The organism is Ruegeria sp. ANG10, from assembly GCF_040705255.1.
GTDB lineage: Bacteria > Pseudomonadota > Alphaproteobacteria > Rhodobacterales > Rhodobacteraceae > Ruegeria.
This window is the reverse complement of record NZ_JBFCVU010000003.1, coordinates 352417-369838: the sequence shown is the minus strand read 5'-3', so window position 1 is coordinate 369838 and position 17422 is coordinate 352417. Positions and strand designations below refer to the sequence as shown.

At 57.4% G+C, this 17422-nt stretch carries 19 protein-coding genes; 7 read left to right on the top strand and 12 right to left on the bottom strand.

Going from position 1 to position 17422, the window contains the following annotated elements:
* Window positions 1-45 precede the first annotated feature (45 nt).
* Window positions 46-1107 carry a ketol-acid reductoisomerase gene (gene ilvC, locus AB1A64_RS08915; protein WP_170349375.1) on the bottom strand — a complete coding sequence of 354 codons (1062 nt, stop codon included), beginning with the start codon at window positions 1105-1107 and terminating at the stop codon, window positions 46-48.
* Window positions 1108-1199: 92 nt separating this feature from the next.
* Here ilvC and AB1A64_RS08910 point away from each other — a divergent pair, with 92 nt between their 5' ends.
* Together AB1A64_RS08910 and AB1A64_RS08905 are read left to right on the top strand one after the other, a co-directional pair.
* Window positions 1200-1655 carry an Lrp/AsnC family transcriptional regulator gene (locus tag AB1A64_RS08910; RefSeq protein WP_366551084.1) on the top strand — a complete coding sequence of 152 codons (456 nt, stop codon included), beginning with the start codon at window positions 1200-1202 and terminating at the stop codon, window positions 1653-1655.
* Complete coding sequence (locus AB1A64_RS08905; protein WP_366551083.1) at window positions 1652-2110, top strand: Lrp/AsnC family transcriptional regulator; 459 nt, start codon at window positions 1652-1654, stop codon at window positions 2108-2110. The genes AB1A64_RS08910 and AB1A64_RS08905 overlap by 4 nt, the downstream gene beginning before the upstream one ends.
* A gap of 6 nt (window positions 2111-2116) precedes the next feature.
* Here the strand turns inward: AB1A64_RS08905 and AB1A64_RS08900 are convergent, their stop codons facing one another.
* Entirely contained in the window at window positions 2117-2818 is a 702-nt protein-coding gene (locus tag AB1A64_RS08900; protein WP_366551082.1) for a GntR family transcriptional regulator, read from the bottom strand.
* A gap of 233 nt (window positions 2819-3051) precedes the next feature.
* Here AB1A64_RS08900 and AB1A64_RS08895 point away from each other — a divergent pair, with 233 nt between their 5' ends.
* Window positions 3052-4179 carry an aminotransferase class V-fold PLP-dependent enzyme gene (locus AB1A64_RS08895; protein ID WP_366551081.1) on the top strand — a complete coding sequence of 376 codons (1128 nt, stop codon included), beginning with the start codon at window positions 3052-3054 and terminating at the stop codon, window positions 4177-4179.
* Window positions 4180-4189: 10 nt separating this feature from the next.
* Here the strand turns inward: AB1A64_RS08895 and AB1A64_RS08890 are convergent, their stop codons facing one another.
* The 3 genes from AB1A64_RS08890 to AB1A64_RS08880 all read right to left on the bottom strand — a co-directional run bounded on the left by AB1A64_RS08890 (window position 4190) and on the right by AB1A64_RS08880 (window position 6442).
* The gene (locus AB1A64_RS08890) at window positions 4190-5386 is read right to left on the bottom strand and encodes a UbiH/UbiF family hydroxylase (protein ID WP_366551080.1); all 1197 of its coding nucleotides are present in this window, start codon (window positions 5384-5386) and stop codon (window positions 4190-4192) included.
* A gap of 76 nt (window positions 5387-5462) precedes the next feature.
* Complete coding sequence (locus tag AB1A64_RS08885) at window positions 5463-5711, bottom strand: hypothetical protein (protein WP_058280926.1); 249 nt, start codon at window positions 5709-5711, stop codon at window positions 5463-5465.
* An 86-nt stretch (window positions 5712-5797) separates the two neighbouring features.
* Window positions 5798-6442, bottom strand: a complete 645-nt coding sequence (locus AB1A64_RS08880; RefSeq protein WP_366551079.1) for a pyrimidine 5'-nucleotidase — start codon at window positions 6440-6442, stop codon at window positions 5798-5800.
* 100 nt (window positions 6443-6542) lie between these two features.
* Between AB1A64_RS08880 and AB1A64_RS08875 the strand changes: the two genes are divergently transcribed.
* Complete coding sequence (locus AB1A64_RS08875; RefSeq protein WP_170348346.1) at window positions 6543-7190, top strand: GntR family transcriptional regulator; 648 nt, start codon at window positions 6543-6545, stop codon at window positions 7188-7190.
* On the opposite strand, the gene AB1A64_RS08870 is transcribed toward AB1A64_RS08875, so the two are convergent.
* Together AB1A64_RS08870 and carA are read right to left on the bottom strand one after the other, a co-directional pair.
* Window positions 7191-9068: a glycosyltransferase gene (locus AB1A64_RS08870; RefSeq protein ID WP_366551078.1), complete on the bottom strand. Its 1878-nt coding sequence runs from the start codon at window positions 9066-9068 to the stop codon at window positions 7191-7193. It abuts the gene before it with no gap.
* An 84-nt stretch (window positions 9069-9152) separates the two neighbouring features.
* The gene (gene carA / locus AB1A64_RS08865; protein WP_366551077.1) at window positions 9153-10319 is read right to left on the bottom strand and encodes a glutamine-hydrolyzing carbamoyl-phosphate synthase small subunit; all 1167 of its coding nucleotides are present in this window, start codon (window positions 10317-10319) and stop codon (window positions 9153-9155) included.
* A 183-nt stretch (window positions 10320-10502) separates the two neighbouring features.
* Between carA and AB1A64_RS08860 the strand changes: the two genes are divergently transcribed.
* Window positions 10503-10988 carry a GatB/YqeY domain-containing protein gene (locus AB1A64_RS08860; RefSeq protein WP_366551076.1) on the top strand — a complete coding sequence of 162 codons (486 nt, stop codon included), beginning with the start codon at window positions 10503-10505 and terminating at the stop codon, window positions 10986-10988.
* Window positions 10989-11013: 25 nt separating this feature from the next.
* Here AB1A64_RS08860 and AB1A64_RS08855 read toward each other — a convergent pair whose 3' ends face one another.
* The 4 genes from AB1A64_RS08855 to ctaD form a co-directional block, all read right to left on the bottom strand.
* Window positions 11014-11505 carry a DUF2244 domain-containing protein gene (locus AB1A64_RS08855; RefSeq protein WP_366551075.1) on the bottom strand — a complete coding sequence of 164 codons (492 nt, stop codon included), beginning with the start codon at window positions 11503-11505 and terminating at the stop codon, window positions 11014-11016.
* Window positions 11506-11549: 44 nt separating this feature from the next.
* Entirely contained in the window at window positions 11550-12149 is a 600-nt protein-coding gene (locus AB1A64_RS08850) for a DsbA family protein (RefSeq protein WP_366551074.1), read from the bottom strand.
* Between the two features lie 105 nt (window positions 12150-12254).
* On the bottom strand, window positions 12255-13283 hold the full coding sequence (locus AB1A64_RS08845) for a bestrophin family ion channel (protein ID WP_366551073.1): 1029 nt from the start codon (window positions 13281-13283) through the stop codon (window positions 12255-12257).
* A 160-nt stretch (window positions 13284-13443) separates the two neighbouring features.
* Entirely contained in the window at window positions 13444-15102 is a 1659-nt protein-coding gene (gene ctaD, locus AB1A64_RS08840; RefSeq protein WP_366551072.1) for a cytochrome c oxidase subunit I, read from the bottom strand.
* 304 nt (window positions 15103-15406) lie between these two features.
* Between ctaD and AB1A64_RS08835 the strand changes: the two genes are divergently transcribed.
* Window positions 15407-15826, top strand: a complete 420-nt coding sequence (locus tag AB1A64_RS08835) for an HIT family protein (RefSeq protein ID WP_366551071.1) — start codon at window positions 15407-15409, stop codon at window positions 15824-15826.
* On the opposite strand, the gene AB1A64_RS08830 is transcribed toward AB1A64_RS08835, so the two are convergent.
* Window positions 15827-16252 carry a helix-turn-helix domain-containing protein gene (locus AB1A64_RS08830; protein WP_366551070.1) on the bottom strand — a complete coding sequence of 142 codons (426 nt, stop codon included), beginning with the start codon at window positions 16250-16252 and terminating at the stop codon, window positions 15827-15829.
* An 83-nt stretch (window positions 16253-16335) separates the two neighbouring features.
* Between AB1A64_RS08830 and AB1A64_RS08825 the strand changes: the two genes are divergently transcribed.
* Complete coding sequence (locus AB1A64_RS08825) at window positions 16336-17280, top strand: cation diffusion facilitator family transporter (protein WP_366551069.1); 945 nt, start codon at window positions 16336-16338, stop codon at window positions 17278-17280.
* Window positions 17281-17422: the final 142 nt, after the last annotated feature.

Genomic DNA, 17422 nt, shown 5'->3' with positions numbered 1-17422 from the left:
AAAAGGGCGGCCACTTGGCCGCCCCTTCGCTTAGAACAGTAAGGATCAGTTCTTTTCCTGATCGACCAGCTTGCCAGCAGAAATCCACGGCATCATATCACGCAGTTTCTTACCAACCTGCTCGATCTGGTGTTCGTCATTGTGGCGGCGGGCCGCTTTGATGGTTGGCTGACCAACTGCGTTTTCCAGCATGAAGTCACGCACAAACTTACCGGTTTGGATGTCCGACAGGGTCTCTTTCATCGCCTTCTTGGTCTGCTCATAGGGCAGAATGCGCGGGCCGGTGACGTACTGGCCATATTCCGCAGTGTTCGAGATCGAGTAATCCATGTTGGCGATGCCGCCTTCATAAATCAAATCAACGATCAGCTTGGTCTCGTGCAGACACTCGAAATAGGCCATTTCAGGTGCATAACCTGCTTCGACCAGAGTCTCAAAACCGCAGCGGATCAGCTCAACGATACCGCCGCACAGAACGGCCTGCTCACCGAACAGGTCGGTTTCGCATTCTTCACGGAAGTTGGTCTCAATAATGCCTGAGCGGCCGCCACCGATGGCCGAGCAGTAGGACAGGCCGATTTCCAGCGCCTTGCCGGTTGCGTCGCTGTCCACGGCCACCAGGCAGGGCACGCCGCCGCCTTTGACGTATTCGCCACGCACTGTGTGGCCGGGGCCTTTGGGGGCCATCATGATGACGTCGACGCCTTCTTTCGGCTCAATCAGGCCAAAGTGGACGTTCAGGCCGTGGGCAAAGGCAATGGCCGAGCCCGGTTTGATGTTGTCATGCACGTATTTCTTGTAGGTTTCGGCCTGCAGTTCGTCGGGCATGGTGAACATGATGACGTCACACCAGGCCGCCGCTTCGGCGATGCCCATGACGGTCAGGCCTTCGGCTTCTGCTTTCTTGGCCGAGGCCGACCCTTCGCGCAGAGCGACAACCAGGTTTTTGGCGCCCGAGTCGCGCAGGTTCAGCGCATGAGCGTGACCTTGCGAGCCATAGCCCAGTATCGCCACTTTTTTGTCTTTGATCAGGTTGATATCGCAATCGCGATCGTAATAGACGCGCATGTTTTCGGTCCTTTCATTTGCGGTTGCTGCGGTTCTAATAGGGTCCAAAGCTATTGGCGAGCGCTTTACAATCGACTATTGAGGCAAAATGCGAAAATTTATGCGCGATACCTGACTTAACCGGAAAAATCATGCTGGATGATATGGACAGGCGCATTCTGCGTCACTTACAGGCCGAACCGACCCTGACCATGGCCGAATTGGCCGAGCGTTGCGGGATCAGTCAGGGTGTGTGCTGGCGGCGGGTTGAAAAGATGCAGGCCTCGGGTGTCATTCTAGGGCAAGAGGTCGTTATTGATTGGCCGGCGATGGGATATGCGGTCGAGGTTTCACTGCGCGTGACGCTGGACAAAACCCAGCCGCGCGCGTTTGACGAATTCACTGTTGCCGCGCGGAGTGTTTCGGAAGTTATTGAGATTCAAACTTTTCTGGGCCGTGTGGACGTTCGGCTGTCGGTGATTGCACGGGATATGAGCCACTATCAACAGATTTACCGTGATCGCATCCTGACCCTGCCGCACATAGCTGATATCGAAGCGCTGATGCATATCGCGCGGGTCAAGCGGAACGAGGTGTTGCCGGTATGATCGAACTGGACGAAACCGACCGGACAATCCTGCGTGCGCTGGTGCAGGATGCCACGCAAAGCGCCGGGGCGTTGGGGCGCAAGCTGAGGTTGTCCCAACCTGCAACCTGGCGGCGCATCCGCCGGCTGGAAACAGCGGGGGTCATCAAGGGGCGTCGCCTGCGTCTGAATGCCGAGGCGCTGGGGTTCGGCGTGACCGTGTTTCTGGGCGTCAAACTGGCGCGTAAGGGACAGGTAAGCCTTGAGGACTTTGAACGCGCCGTCAGCGCCATCCCCGAGGTGCAGACGGTCGAGCATGTATTGGGTCTTTACGACTATCGCTTGCGGGTAGTTGCACGTGATCTGTCCGATTTCGAACGGGTGCTGCGACGGCGGATCATGACCTTACCCGGCGCGGGTGAGGTTGAGGCAAACGTGTTGTTGAGCGAGGAACGCTTGCCCGGCCCAATCGGCTAGGCCGGGTCAATATTTGGTGCGGATGCAATAGCCAGGGTGATGCGTCATCCGGGCAAAAGTCATCGGAACACCATCTTTCCACGTAGTACGCTCCAATTGAATCATCGATGTGCCAGCAGTGGTGCCCATGAATTCTGCCAGCCGTCCGTCAGCGGAAATCGCGCAGAATGCAATCTCAGCCTCGGTAAAGGGGGCAACGTTCAGCAGCCACTCGTGGGGGCCCTGCGTATTGAGATCCGCATGTTCAACGTCAGGTACTGAGTCGATGTTAATCCAGCGCTCCTCTAGCTGAAAGGGGCGGTTGTCAGCATAGTGCATGCAGATCACATGCAGCACCCGCGCATCGGGCGAGACGCTGAGCTGTGAGGCCAACCAACCGGGGCTGGATACGACATTCCGTTCAACAAGTGCATAGCGATAGATTGAATTTTGATTCTCAACCGACTGACGGGTCAGGGAAAACTCCAGCTTGGCGTGTTTGCTGGGCTCCTTTTTTACCCGCGTGCCGCTTTTGCGTTTGCGTTCAACGAATCCTTGCTCGGCAAGCTCACGCAGGGCGCGGTTTACCGTTGCACGCGCGCAATTGAATTCTTCAGCAAGCTGCGTTTCTGTCGGCAGCAGAGATCCTTGTGGCCAAATCCGGCTTTCAATACGCCGTTTAACTTCGTCACGTACAACCTGAAAACTGATCCGCTTTTGAGCAGTCACGAGAAGCAATACCTTTCTTGTACAAAGTGTATGTATCTGTTCAGAAACACCTCTGGGTGTAAAGGGGTGGTGACACTATTTGGCGTCAACCAGTTGTTCAATTAGCGCTTTTCGTGGTTAATTTTTTGTTAGGATTTTGACTTCCGTTGCGTCAATTATCAGCACGAGACTGGGGCTGTACCATTCTCGGAAAAGGCCTCAAAGTTCTGTTGGACAGTTTGAAAGGACACATCATGCCCGCGCTTTTGGAAAGTATCGACCCGAACGGGCTCGAAGAGTTTTCGGTTGTTTTTACGGATCGGTCGCTAAACCACATGTCAGCCCGGTTTCAGACTGTCATGCGCGATATTTCGTCTATCTTGTGTGGTGTTTACAATGCCGACGGCGTGGCGGTGATCCCGGGTGGCGGTACTTATGGGATGGAAGCTGTGGCGCGCCAATTCGCGCGCAACGCCAACGTTCTGGTCGTGCGCAACGGGTGGTTTTCCTATCGTTGGAGTCAGATAATCGAATCTGCGGCTTTGACAGCGTCGGCGACTGTACTCAAGGCGCGGCAAACCGGAAACTCCAGCCCATCCCCATTTGCACCGGCACCGATTGAAGAGGTGGTGTCAACAATTCGCGAGCAACGCCCCGATGTGGTTTTTGCACCGCATGTGGAAACCTCCGCAGGCCTCATTTTGCCGAACGATTATGTGACTGCCATGGCAGAGGCCGCGCATGAGGTTGGTGCATTGATGGTGCTGGATTGCATCGCTTCGGGCTGTGCCTGGATTGATATGAAGGCAACCGGCGTGGATGTCCTGATTTCTGCCCCCCAGAAAGGGTGGAGCGCGTCACCATGCGCCGGTCTGGTCATGCTGTCCGAACGGGCCGAAGCGCGGCTGGAAGAGACAACGTCTGACAGTTTCGCTGTGGATTTGAAGAAATGGCGGCAGATCATGCAGGCGTATGAGAACGGTGGGCACGCGTATCACGCGACCATGCCAACTGACGCGCTGCAGGCGTTCCGGGACACCATGGTCGAAACCCGTGATTACGGTTTTGAAAAGCTGCGGGACGCTCAGTGGGCCTTGGGCAACGGGGTGCGGGCGATGCTGAAAGACAAAGGGCTGATCTCGGTCGCGGCAGACGGGTTCGGCGCGCCGGGGGTTGTGGTCACCTACACGTCGGACCCCGAAGTTCAGAATGGCAAGAAATTCGCCGCTTTGGGTATGCAGATCGCGGCAGGTGTTCCGCTGCAATGTGATGAGCCCGAAGGGTTCAGCACGTTCCGGTTGGGGCTGTTCGGATTGGACAAGCTTTATGACGTTGATGGCACAATCGCGCGGCTCAAGCGCGTATTGGACCAGGTTCTTTGATTGCAGGGCCTCAGCGCACGCCGAGGCCCATCTGCATCAACGTTTTACGCACGGGCGGTAGGGAATAGAGCGCGTTCAACCCCATCGCGCGCGCATCCCGCAGCGGGCGCGCCTCGATCATCGAGGCGCGGTTCAGCAGGTCGATACCTTTAACGCGCATCTCGATTTCGGTGTGGCGGGCCTTGTGATAAGCGTCCAACATCTGTGCATCGCCCAGACCTTCGGGGCGGGCTTGTGCCAGATCCAGCAAGGTGCGCAGATCACCCAGCGACATGTTCAACCCCTGCGCGCCGATGGGGGGCACCACATGGGCAGCCTCGGCCATCAGAGCAACTCTTTCACCCGACAACCGTTCCACCGACTGGCTGATGATGGGCCAGATGGTCCGACGTGAGGCCAGTTTCAGCGGCCCGAACAACCCACACGAGCGTTCGGTCATCAGTGCTTCGAACGCTTCGGGGTCGGTATTCAGTAGTTCAACGGCCCTAGGGCCGCGCTCCATCCACACAATCGCCGAGGAAGGCTGCCCCTGCCAGTCGGGTAGGGGGACCAGAGTGAACGGTCCACCCGAACGGTGAATCTCGGTCGAGACATTGTCGTGCGGAATCGGGTGTGTCACGGCAAAAGCCAGCGCTTTCTGACCGTAACGTGTGGTGTGAACATTGATTCCAGCGGCCTCACGCATTGGGGAATTGCGCCCGTCCGCGGCGATCACCAGCTTGCAGCGTATACGGCTGCCATCGCTCAGCCCCACGCGGGCTTCGGCGGTGCGCGTAAACAGGCTGACGGTGCCGGTGCCGGGGCGGAAATCAACATTGGGAAATTCGGCCAGGCGGGCCACCATCTCGCGCCGCAGCAACCAGTTGGGCAGGTTCCAGCCAAAGGGTTGGTCCGAGATATCGGCGGCGTTGAAATCACGCACCACGCGGGGTTCGGACACATCACCGCCCGCATCCACGATTCGCATGATTTGAAGCGGTGCGGCGTATTCATCCAACCGTTGCCAAAGCCCACATTGCTCTAACAGACTATGCGCCGGTTGCAAAAACGCGGTGGTCCGCAGGTCGGATCCGTCCACATCTCGTTCGGTAATCGGTGGCGCGGGGTCGACGCAAACCACGTCGAACCCGGCAGTTCCAAAAACCGCCGCGGCGGTCAGCCCAGCGATGCCTCCGCCAGATATCAGGATGTCACAGCTTGCAGTCATGGCCTTGGTCTCCGAGTCTTGGGCAGAACCTAGTTCGGTTCCAAGGCCGGTGCCAAGTGACATCCTGTCCCGTGTGTCAGCCGCGCGAGATCAGGATGAGCAGGATGAACATCATCGGCACCATCATGACGGCCGGGATGTATAGCCCTGGCAGGCCGAAGAGCAGCGCCGAACATCCCCACATGCTGAAAATTGCGCCAGCCGTGTAATACCAATCCTCGGCCGTACCGTTGGCGGCATCGCGGGCCAGCCAGCCGAAAACGGGGATTGCAAACAACAGGCGCTGCCAAATAGGCAGGCGCCGAGGCATCTCGATCGCGCTCATGGGGTCTCCGATTCTGTTCGTCGCTGAGGCGCATATAGGATCGATTTTGCACCTGCAGAATGTGCAGATCGTCGCAGTGTGACAGCCTATCGCAGGCGGGCCAGAAAGGCGGTCAAATCGTTTGTGTGATGGTGGATATGGTCGGCCTCGTGCGGCTCGGGCGCGACGTGGACAGTGCGCATTCCCATTGCATGTGGGGCAGCCAGATTGCGCGGGTCATCCTCGAACATGGCGGCCTGCGCAGCATCGATTCCGTCTTGTGCAAAGATTGCCTCGAACGCGGCTTGTTCGGGCTTGGGGCGATAACCGGCGTGTTCGACCCCGTAAATCGCATCGAACAGACCGTTGAGGCCGCGTGCCTCAAGTACACGTTCCGCATAGGGCGCGCTGCCGTTGGTATACACGATCCGACGACCGGGCAGGGATTGGATGTGATCGGCCAGTTCGGCATCAGGGTCCATGTGGCTCATATCGACCTGATGGACAGCGTCCAGATAGGGATCGGGGTCCAGATCATGCTCGGCCATCAGCCCAGCCAATGTTGTGCCGTATTGCCGCCAGTAATGTGAGCGCAACCGATCCGCTTCGGCCCGGTCAACGCCGATGGCCTGTACCACGTAATCTGTCATCAACACCTCGATCTGATCGAACAGGCGCATATGCGGCGGGTAGAGCGTGTTGTCGAGGTCGAACACCCATTGGGTGACGTGAGCAAAAGCAGGTTTGACCATGGGGTTTGTTTAGGCCGCAAAGGTACGGTTTTCAATGCTGCTCTTGATCCGCAGGGCAAGTGACGGATAGACATATCCGAACGAGGAGACAAACCATCATATGCCCCAGTCCAGACAGCCGTCCAAAGACGCCTATAGCCTAATTCTCGAAGCCATCGATGTAGGCGTTTACAAGCCCGGCGACCGTCTGGTCGAAAGCGAGCTTGCCGAACGGTTCGGCGTGTCACGCACACCTATTCGCGAAGCTCTGCAGCGACTTGAAACGCAATCCCTTTTGGAGCGGGACGGGCGGTCACTGATCGTGGCCTCGCTGAACCATAACCAGATGGCCGAGCTGTACGTCGTACGGCGCGAGTTGGAGGGGTTAGCCGCCAAGCTGGCCGCGAAGCACGCCACCGAAGAAGAAATCAAAGTGCTGCAGGAAATGGTGACCGAGGATGACGCGCTGGTCGACGACCCTCAGGCTTTGTCTCGGGCGAACCGCCGATTTCACGAACAGATACATCTGGCCTCGCACAACCGCTATCTGGTGCAGCAGCTGGATCTTGTGCATCGCACCATGGCGCTAATGGCTACGACGTCGCTGGCGGTGCAGGGGCGCGGTGAGATTGCGCAGAGCGAACATAAGGGAATTGTCGAAGCCATCGCAGCGCGCGACGAAGAAGCCGCGGCACGCGCGCTCAAGGATCACATTTCTGTGGCGTTCATGACGCGGCTGAAACAGGACGCGGTTCTGCGCGAGAACTGATCACGCGGGCGGCAGGCTTTCTTCACTGGCCTGCCCATGTTGCGTTTTGTCCCAGAAGAACGGGTTCAGCACCAATTCCCATAAGGCTTTATAGGCCGCCAGAACACCCAATGGGAAATACAGCGGCATGGTCGGCACCCATGGCAATAGAAACCGTCTTTCACGCGCTGAAACGGCGATGGTGCCAACTGCAATATTGGTGATCTCGGCGCTTAGAAAAAGGCCGATCAGTGCTGCCAGAACGGCGTCAGAGAGAATAGGGTCTAATGGGCTGGCCAGGCCAAAGCTTGTCAGCCAGAACAGCCACAGAACCGGTGCCAGCAGGAATTGCCCGACAGTTCCCAGGAAAAAGGCCTGCACGCCTAAAAACCGAAATAGCCCCAGATCTTGAAGCAGCCGCGTGGGGGCCCGCATGTGAACCAGGTAGGTCACCATGAACCCTTTTAGCCACCGTGATCTTTGTCGTACCCAGGGCCAGGCGCGGAAATTGGCCTCTTCATAGGTGGCGGTGTCCACCATTTCGGTGCGATAGCCCGCGCGCGAAAGGCGCACACCAAGATCGGCGTCCTCGGTGACGTTATGGGCATCCCAGCCGCCCAACTCCAACAGCTTGTCGCGGCGGAAAAAGAACGTGGTGCCACCCAGGGGCACAACAAGCCCAAGCCGCGCGACGCCCTGAAGGACCACACGAAACCAGCTGCTGTATTCAATGGTAAAACAGCGAGACCGCCAGTTGGTGCGGGGGTTGTAGTAGTCCAATACACCCTGCAAGCAGACAACATCCTCGTCCGCATTCGCGAAATGGCGGACGACACGTTCGATCTGATCGGGCTGGGGTGCGTCCTCGGCATCCCAGACGCCCAGAATATCGCCGCGGCAGAAATCCAGCGCATAGTTCAAGGCGCGGGGTTTAGTGGTCAGACCGTTCAGCTCGGGCACTTCGACGGTTCTGATCCAGGTGGGCAGAGCAACCTGGGCAAGAGTGGCGCGTGTTACGTCGTCGGTTTCCTCAAGCACCAAAATAATGTCCAATAGCGCCTTGGGATAAGTAAGCCGTCGCAACCGATGAATAAGCGCATCGGCGATTTCACGTTCCTTATAAAGCGGCACCATGATCGACACACACGGTAACGCTTGTGGCGGGGCTGCTGGGTTTGCCTTGGGTCGGTGAATTGCCGAATGCCAGACAAAGGCCAGCAGCCCGGCAAGGCGCAGACAAAAGAACAGGATTAGGCTGATCACGGCGGCGGCGACCAGAACAGTCAGTCCTGTCGTGGGGAAAGCAGCAAACAGCCCCGCAAGCCCTGTAAGGGCAAGGGTAGGGCCAATACGAGATTTCGGGGTCCATGATCGGCAGCTTTGTTCCAGATCCACGCGCGTCTCGGCCGATTGGGCAAGCGGAGAGGCATAAATGCGCGCGATGGTGTCGTCGATCTGATCGGCAGCGGCGAGTACCGGCATGACCGTGTAACCGGCATCCTCCAACCCGCTGCGCAGGGCGGGGAACAGATCGGGTCGCGCAGTTGCCACAAGCAGGATTGGGCCCAGACGACGCCAGGGAATGACGTTATGTTTAAGCCAGAATTCAACCGGTTTAATTTGACACAGTTCCAGGGGCGGGGGCGCGGTGTTGAGATCGGCAATCTGTAAACCGGTCTGTTCGGACAGCGCGCAGAGAATATCCTGACGATTGACCCAGCCCTCAGCCACCAGAATTTCACCCAGTGGCGCCCGTTGCCAGGATTGCAGAAACAACGCCTCGTCCAGTTGAGACCGGGTGATCAGACCTCGATCAATCAGACACGCCCCCAATGGCTTACGGTCCTGCGCAGGGATCGGTGCGGCACGCGCGAAATGCTGCAGGTTTAATTCGACCATAAAGAAACAACCCTGACGCGGTTACCAGACGTCAAGGTTGCGCAATTTAGGTTAACAGCAAGTTAACCATGATCGAACTGGCGATTATGCCTGTGCTTTCTGGGCCGCCATTGCCTCAGCAAAGCGTTCAAACAGATAATAACTGTCCTGTGGGCCGGGCGAGGCCTCGGGGTGGTGCTGTACCGAATAAACCGGACGGTCGGTCATGCGGATACCGCAGTTCGACCCGTCAAATAGCGAGCGGTGCGTTTCCACCACGCCGTCGGGCAAGGATTGCGCATCCACCGCAAAGCCGTGGTTCATCGAGGTGATCTCGACCTTGCCAGTGTCCATGTCCTTGACCGGGTGGTTGGCGCCGTGGTGACCGTGGTTCATCTTGACGGTCTGGCCGCCAAGCGCCAGCGCCAACATTTGGTGGCCAAGGCAGATGCCAAAGAGCGGTAGTTCGGTGGTGTCCAGAACCTCTTTGATCATCGGTACGGCGTATTCGCCGGTCGCAGCCGGGTCGCCGGGGCCGTTGGACAGGAACACTCCGTCGGGATTGTGGGCCAGTACCTCGGCCGCGGTCGCGGTGGCGGGCAATACGGTTACATCGCATCCAGCCGACGCCAGGCAACGCAGGATGTTGCGCTTGGCGCCGTAATCGATGGCGACAACCTTGTGGGCAGGAGCTTCCTGACGGGTGTATCCGTCGGGCCAGGCCCAACGCATCTCATCCCAGCGATAGCTTTGGGCGCAGGTGACCTCTTTGGCCAAATCCATGCCTTCAAGCCCAGCAAATCCTCGCGCGGCGGCAATCAGCGCAGCGATGTCGAAATTGCCCTCGGGGTCATGGGCTAGCGCCACATGCGGCGCGCCCTGCTGCCGGATGGCGCGCGTCAGGCGGCGGGTGTCCACACCACCGATAGCGATGCGGCCACGGCTGGTCAGCCAGGTTTTCAACTCTTCGGTTGCGCGCCAGTTGGACGCATCGGTCGGGTCCCATTTGACCACCATCCCGGCAGCAACCGGGTCTCCGGTTTCGTCATCCTCGGGGTTCACACCGACATTGCCGATATGGGGGAAAGTGAAGGTCACGATTTGCCCGGCATAAGAGGGATCGGTCATGATCTCCTGATATCCGGTCATGGCAGTGTTAAAGCACAACTCGGCCACCGTTTGGCCGGTGGCACCAAAGCCCATCCCGTAGAACAATGTTCCGTCGGCCAAAGCCAGACATGCGGTGGGCTTGGACGGGACGTTCTGGGCCATGGGGCGACTCTCCTGCTGGGTAAATCGGCGCATACCTAAGGGGGTTGTGGCGCTGGGTCAAGTCTGTTCAAAATTTGGGCTATTGTGGAAAATCAACTACTTAGAGATATTCACCCCCTGTTGTATCACGCTTTTTGTTTCGATATGGTCAGGGTTCCTTTTCCATGGGGATGGACAGATCATATGGATATGCGATCACGGGTGAACTCAGCCCTGAAGCAAGCAATGAAAGACAAGAATGCCGAGCGTCTGTCGACGCTGCGCTTGATCAATGCCGCGATCAAGGACCGCGATATTGCCTCGCGGGCTGCTGAAAACGAAGAGGCTAAGGGCTGCGGCGATGCCGAGGTTCTTGAAATCCTTGGTAAAATGACCAAACAGCGCAAGGAAAGCGCGCGCGCCTATGAAGAGGGCGGACGGCTGGATTTGGCCGAGCGCGAGCTGCGCGAGGTTGAGGTCATTGAGGAATTCCTGCCCAAACAGTTGGACGAGGACGAGGTTTCAAAGGCCATTCAAACGGCAATCACTGCGACAGGTGCGGGTTCGATCCGCGATATGGGCAAAGTGATGGGTGAACTTAAGACCCGCTACACCGGCCAGATGGATTTTGGCAAAGTCGGGCCGATGGTCAAAGATCAGCTTTGCGCGGCAACAGGCGGCGGTTGCTGAACCCTCTTTCAGTCTGAAACGGCATTTACTGCGCGACCGGTTCGCGCAGTTTTTGTATCAGGTCGTCATATAGCGCGATGCGTTCTTCCTCGGACAGAAATGACCCGATTTCAACTTCGCGCCCATCTCCGGTCAATGTCACGTAGTTCGGGACAGGCCCACCGCGTTCGTGCATTTCGGGGCGGGCCCAATAGCGGTTGCAGGTCCATTCCTGCTGACCATTGCGCGGGTCATGGTGGACGAGGTGCGCCCGTGTGCCGGTCAGGGTCAGAATCTCGAACGCGCTGCGCGCGCGATAGTTGGTCTGGATCGCCAGCCACAGGCCCAGAACGGTCAGCAGCAGAAAAGGCAACAGCCCCCAAAGGATGACGGATCCAAGCACAGCCAGCAGCGGGATCAGTCCAAACAAAAACACGGACAGAATCACGATCATCGCCCCACGTGGAGGCAATGAATTATGGGGCCAGAGGCGCAATTCCTGTTCTGTTTCAGACGTTTTTGTCCATCGATAAGGCATGGCTGATATGTAGCGCAATGCAGAGGCGTTTCGAAGAGAAATGATTACGCAACGTGGCCAACGCGTACCCAGGACAGGGCGTCGTCCAGTCGGTCATCTCCCCAGAAAACCTCGCCGCGGACGACAAGGCTGGGGGCGCCGAAAACACCCAGCTTGGCGGCCTGTTCGGTTTCCGATTCAAGTGCGGCCACGGTATCCGGGCTGCGGGCGCGGGACAGTACCAAGCGCGGGTCCTGCTGGCATCTGTGCAGCGCTTCTGAGATCGCGGTTTCACTGCCGGCTTCGATGTTTTCTTCGAACCAGATGCGATACAGGGCCAGCGTGAAATTCTTGCCCCAGCCATCGCCCATGCCCAGCAAGGCAACCTGATTGGCAAGCGCCAGGTCCGAGATCGGGTAGGGCGCGGGCAGCTTGGCGTGGATGTGGTATTTTGCGGCCCGACGTTCGATATCGCGCCACATGTATGCGGACTTCACCGGTTTGCCTGCAAAGGGAATATTCTTCTGATCGGCCATAACTGTGCGTACGTTGAAGGGCCGCCAAGTAACCGCAACGTCATGTTCGTCGCACCAATCATCCAGCCGCATGATCGTCAGGAAGCTGTAGGTGCTGCCAATGGAATACCAAAAATCAATTTCGGGCATGTAATCACTCCGATCTCAGAGTTTCTTCTCGTATCATACCCTAAAATGGTCGGAATTTCGAATTTTGCCTGAAACACGCGGTTCACCAGCGTGGTGGCACTTTGTTCAAAACAGGGCTTTTTCGACAGGTTGCGCGGGTTGGGGCGCAACTCCGCAGCCGGTCGCCTGGCGCATATCGATCTCGATTGTTCGGCACAGAGCCGAGATTGGCACGTCGGTGACATCCCCTTCGAACGGATCCTCCATCGAGGCACTGACGCGTTCGGTCACAAAGAAGATCCAGCAGACCAGCGCGCCGACCGGGGCAAAGGTCATCCAGTCGAACAGGACTGTTCTTATCATCGAGGCATCGGTGCCCATCATGATGGAACGTTCGTCGTTGAAAGCCAGAGGCAAAAGGAAAATGAATATCCAACTGAACAGGCGGCCCACCTCTGCAACCTGACGCGGGAACGGAGTGTTTTTGATCCGCTCGCACTGGCCTTGCGCCGTCGTAAACCGGGATAGACGATCCATCAGCGCCACGTGCCAGAAGGGGTCTATCTTTCCCTGTTGTGCCATATGTGACAAACGCCGGGCCTGCAGGTTGATAAGACAGGCCGCGCGATTGGCCTTGTCCTCTAATAGCGGCAAGTCCGCTTCAAGTTGACTGTTCCGCCAGCTTTCGGGTTTTTGATGCAGGTCTTCGCGGTCTGATACGGGCTTGTGACCGAACATCCATGGTCTGCGTTTACGACCAGTAGTTGCAGGTTGGCGCAGCTGATAGGCCAGCATGTTTATCCAGGCGATGTGCCGCTCGATCAGTTCATCGCGCAGGTCTTCTTCGATCACTGAGCCATTTGGTTGAACCAGGGTACTGATCGTATTGCCCCAGTCCCGGCTTGTATTGGCGATATCACCCCAAACCCCGCGGGCTTCGGTCCAGCGGCCATAGGTGGAAGTGTTCTTGAAGCCCAAAAAAAACGCCACTGCCAAGCCCAACATCGCCACTGGTGGGCTGGGGTTCGAGATCAGGTCAATCGGCGTCAGTTCATCGACCACCTGAACCAGTAATATCCAGGCCAGAACGATACCGATAAAACCGACCGAACCTTTGAGCAGTTTTCTGATCGAAATGCCATCGTGAAGTATCATGGTTTGCGTGTCTTCCGCCGGGGCGCCCTGTATTCCTGTTTTTGAATACTATTCTCATGGTGCTGGATGTGTCTATGCATGTGCCGGACAGGGGACCGAGACCGGACACAAAAAAGCCCCGCTCAAGGCGGGGCTTTAATGGGGTTATCGGACTGCGGGATCAGTGCGCGTGGCCTTTGTCCCAGTCTTCCTGCTTTGGCAGCTGCTCGAACGTATGCTCGGGCGGCGGCGAGGGCAGGGTCCATTCCAGCGTGTCCGCGTATTCGTTCCACGGGTTCGGACGGGTCTCTTTCGCGCCACGCAGCAAGGCGTAGATCACGATGCCGAAGAACAGCAGGAACGAAGCGAAGGAAATGAACGCACCGATCGACGATACAAAGTTCCACTGAGCGAATGCCTCAGGATAGTCGATGTACCGGCGCGGCATGCCCTGACGGCCCAGGAAGTGCTGTGGGAAGAAGGTCAAGTTGGCGCCGATGAAGAACAGCCAGAAGTGAACCTTGCCCCAAAACTCAGAGTACTGACGACCAGTCATCTTGGAGAAGTAGAAGTAGACGCCAGCAAAGATCGCAAAGACAGCACCCAGCGACATAACGTAGTGGAAGTGCGCAACCACATAGTAGGTGTCGTGATAGGCACGGTCGATACCAGCCTGCGACAACACAACACCGGTTACACCGCCAACGGTGAACAGGAACAGGAAGCCAAAGGCGAACAGCATCGGCGTCTTGAACTCGATGGAGCCGCCCCACATGGTCGCGATCCACGAGAAAACCTTAACGCCTGTTGGAACCGCGATGACCATAGTGGCCAGCATGAAGTAGGCCTGCTGACGCAGCGACATGCCAACGGTGTACATGTGGTGTGCCCATACCACAAAACCTAGAACACCAATTGCAATCAGCGCCCAAACCATCGGCAGGTAACCGAAGATTGGCTTGCGCGCAAAAGTGGCGATCACGTGGCTGATGAGGCCAAAGCCAGGCAAGATCACGATGTACACTTCCGGGTGGCCAAAGAACCACAGGATGTGCTGATACAGGATCGGGTCTCCGCCACCGGCTGGATCAAAGAAGGTGAAACCAAAGTTGCGGTCCATCAGCAACATGGTGATCGCACCCGCCAGAACTGGCAGCGACAGAAGAATCAGCCACGAGGTGATAAAGATCGACCAGCTGAACAGCGGCACCTTGAACAGGGTCATGCCTGGGGCACGCATGTTCAGGAAGGTGGTGATCATATTGATCGCGCCGAGAATCGAGGAGGCGCCCGATACGTGTACGGCAAAGATCGCAAGGTCCATGGACATGCCGCCTTCGGTCGTCGACAGCGGCGGATACAGAACCCAGCCAACGCCCGACCCAAGCTGATCGTTACCACCCGGAGACAGCAGCGAGGCCACACCCAGAGAGGTACCGGCGACATACAGCCAGAAGGACAAGTTGTTCATCCGCGGGAACGCCATATCCGGCGCGCCGATCTGCAACGGCATGAAATAGTTGCCAAATCCGCCGAATAGCGCGGGAATAACAACGAAGAACATCATCAGAACACCATGGTAGGTGATCATCACGTTCCACAGATGTCCGTTTGGCGTACATGGGTCGGCCATGAACCCTTCGAGGCACATATACTGAACACCGGGGTGCATCAGCTCGAGCCGCATATAGATGGTCATCATAACCGAGATCAGGCCGACGATTGCCGAAACGACCAGGTACAGAATCCCAATGTCCTTGTGGTTGGTCGACATGAACCAGCGCGTGAAAAACCCGCGATTGTCTTCATGCTCGTGACCATGAATGGCTGCGTCTGCCATTTAGGTGCCTCCTGTTGCAACTGCACCGCGCAGCCAGACCTCTCTGGCGCGCGGGATTCCTGCTGGTTTTAGAGGGCGAAGGGGGCACCTTCAATGGCCGAGTTTGATCTGGATCAAGAATAATTGTCGCGGGCAGGAGGAAATCCCGCGAATTCTTGGTCTCGGTCACGCCCTATCTGGCGATGGCTGTCAAAATTTCAAGAACCCGCATCTGCCCATTCGTGCGGCTTGGCAGAGTTCCGCCTTGACCCCCGGTTGTGTCGGTCGCAGAACTATCCCCAATTCCCGAAACCGGAGACAAGATATGGCCGCCTACGATCCCGACAACATCTTTGCCAAGATCCTGCGCGGGGAAATTCCCGCGACCCGCGTGTATGAGGATGACGATACTCTGGCTTTCATGGATATCATGCCGCGGTCCGACGGGCATCTGTTGGTGATCCCCAAAACACCCTGCCGGAACCTGCTGGACGCATCACCTGCGCAACTGGCTGCCGTGACTGCAACCGTACAAAAGCTGGCGAACGCTGTGGTCAAGGCGTTTGACGCAGACGGAGTCACCGTTCAGCAATTCAACGAGGCCGCAGGCGGACAAGAGGTGTTTCACCTGCATGTCCACATCCTGCCGCGTCAGGAAGGAGTTGCCATGCGGCCTCCGGGCAAGATGGGTGACTTCGACCTGATCGCCCAGCATGCGGACAAGATCAAAGCAGCGCTGGCCTGATCACCCGTTGCTGTCGTGCGGCCCAAGGCAGGCGCGGTGGTCGCCGAACGTGTGGAGCACGGCGCAAACATGGTCGTGCCCACCGTCACAAGCCGAGGCGATACGGGTCAGTTCCGCCTCAAGTCTGACCAATTGGGCGATACGCTCGCGCACATCCGCCAATTGACGTTCGGCGATTTCATGTGCCCGGTTCAGATCATCGCCATGCGCGCCTTCCAGGGATAACAGTGCCTCAATATCGCTCAAGGGCAGGCCAAGGTCTCGCCCGTGGCGAATGAACTGCAACCGATTTAATGCGGCAGTGTCATACCGGCGCTGATTTCCAGCCGTTCGTTCCGGCTTTGGTAGCAACCCTTTGTCTTCGTAGAACCGGATTGTCGGCACTTTGACGCCGGTTCGCCGGGAAAGCTCTCCAATCGAGTACATATTTTTCGGCTTACCTCTCTTGAACCTCTAGTGACTAGAGGAATTACATGTGCTGTGCAGCCAAAACAAGGAACACCGGCATCATGGCACATCATCACGGCCACGAGGGACATAACCATCACCATATCGACCCAGACGCAGGCGATATGCGCGTCGCAGGGGCGATAGGGGTGAACATGCTGCTGACCCTGGCACAAGTCATCGGCGGTATCCTTTCCGGGTCTCTGGCACTGATTGCAGACGCATTGCACAATTTTTCGGATGCCATCGCGCTGATCATCGCTTTTTTTGCGCGCAAGATCACCCGTCGTCCTGCCGATCCGCGTATGAGTTATGGCTATGGCCGGGCTGAGGTGGTCGCAGCGCTGGTCAATTACACCACACTGATCGTGTTGTCGGTGTATCTGTTGTACGAAGGTGTCATGCGGTTTTTCCAGCCCGAGCCTGTCAACGGCTGGATGGTTGTCTGGATCGCCGCGCTTGCTCTGGTCGTCGACCTTATCACCGCTGCGCTGACCTATTCGATGTCAAAGGACAGCATGAACATCCGTGCGGCTTTTATCCACAATGTCGCCGATGCTCTGGGGTCGGTTGCCGTCATCGTCGCAGGTGCGGCCGTCATACTGTTTGGCTGGACCTGGGTCGACCCTGCGGTGACGATCCTGATCTCGGTCTATATCCTGTGGCACGTGAAATCTGAGATCGGAGAAACGATCCGGGTGCTGATGCTGGGCGCGCCGCCCAATCTGTCGCCCGAAGATGTAGCCACTGCGATCGAAGCCACCGAAGGCGTGGCCGGCGTCCACCATATCCACCTTTGGAGCATGCAGGAAAAGGAACCAGCCCTGACCGCGCATCTTGAGATCGACGCCCAAAGCTGGACAGACGCGGAAACCATTAGACTGGTCGTGAAAAATACCCTGAAAACGCAGTTCGGAATTGGGCATGTCACATTGGAGATGGAGCGCGCGGGTCCAACGCATGCAGCATTGCCCCGGTTTGGACATGACAATTTGCAAGGGTCCTGAAAAGGAATTGCCGTTCCGATTTTGGGGTCGGAACGGCAGACTCGTAAACAAACACTTTTCCGACACCCAGGTCTTCCGGGATAACCGGTTTAACACACCACTCACTCTAGAACGGTAAAGTTAGACTACCTGTTAACGCGCA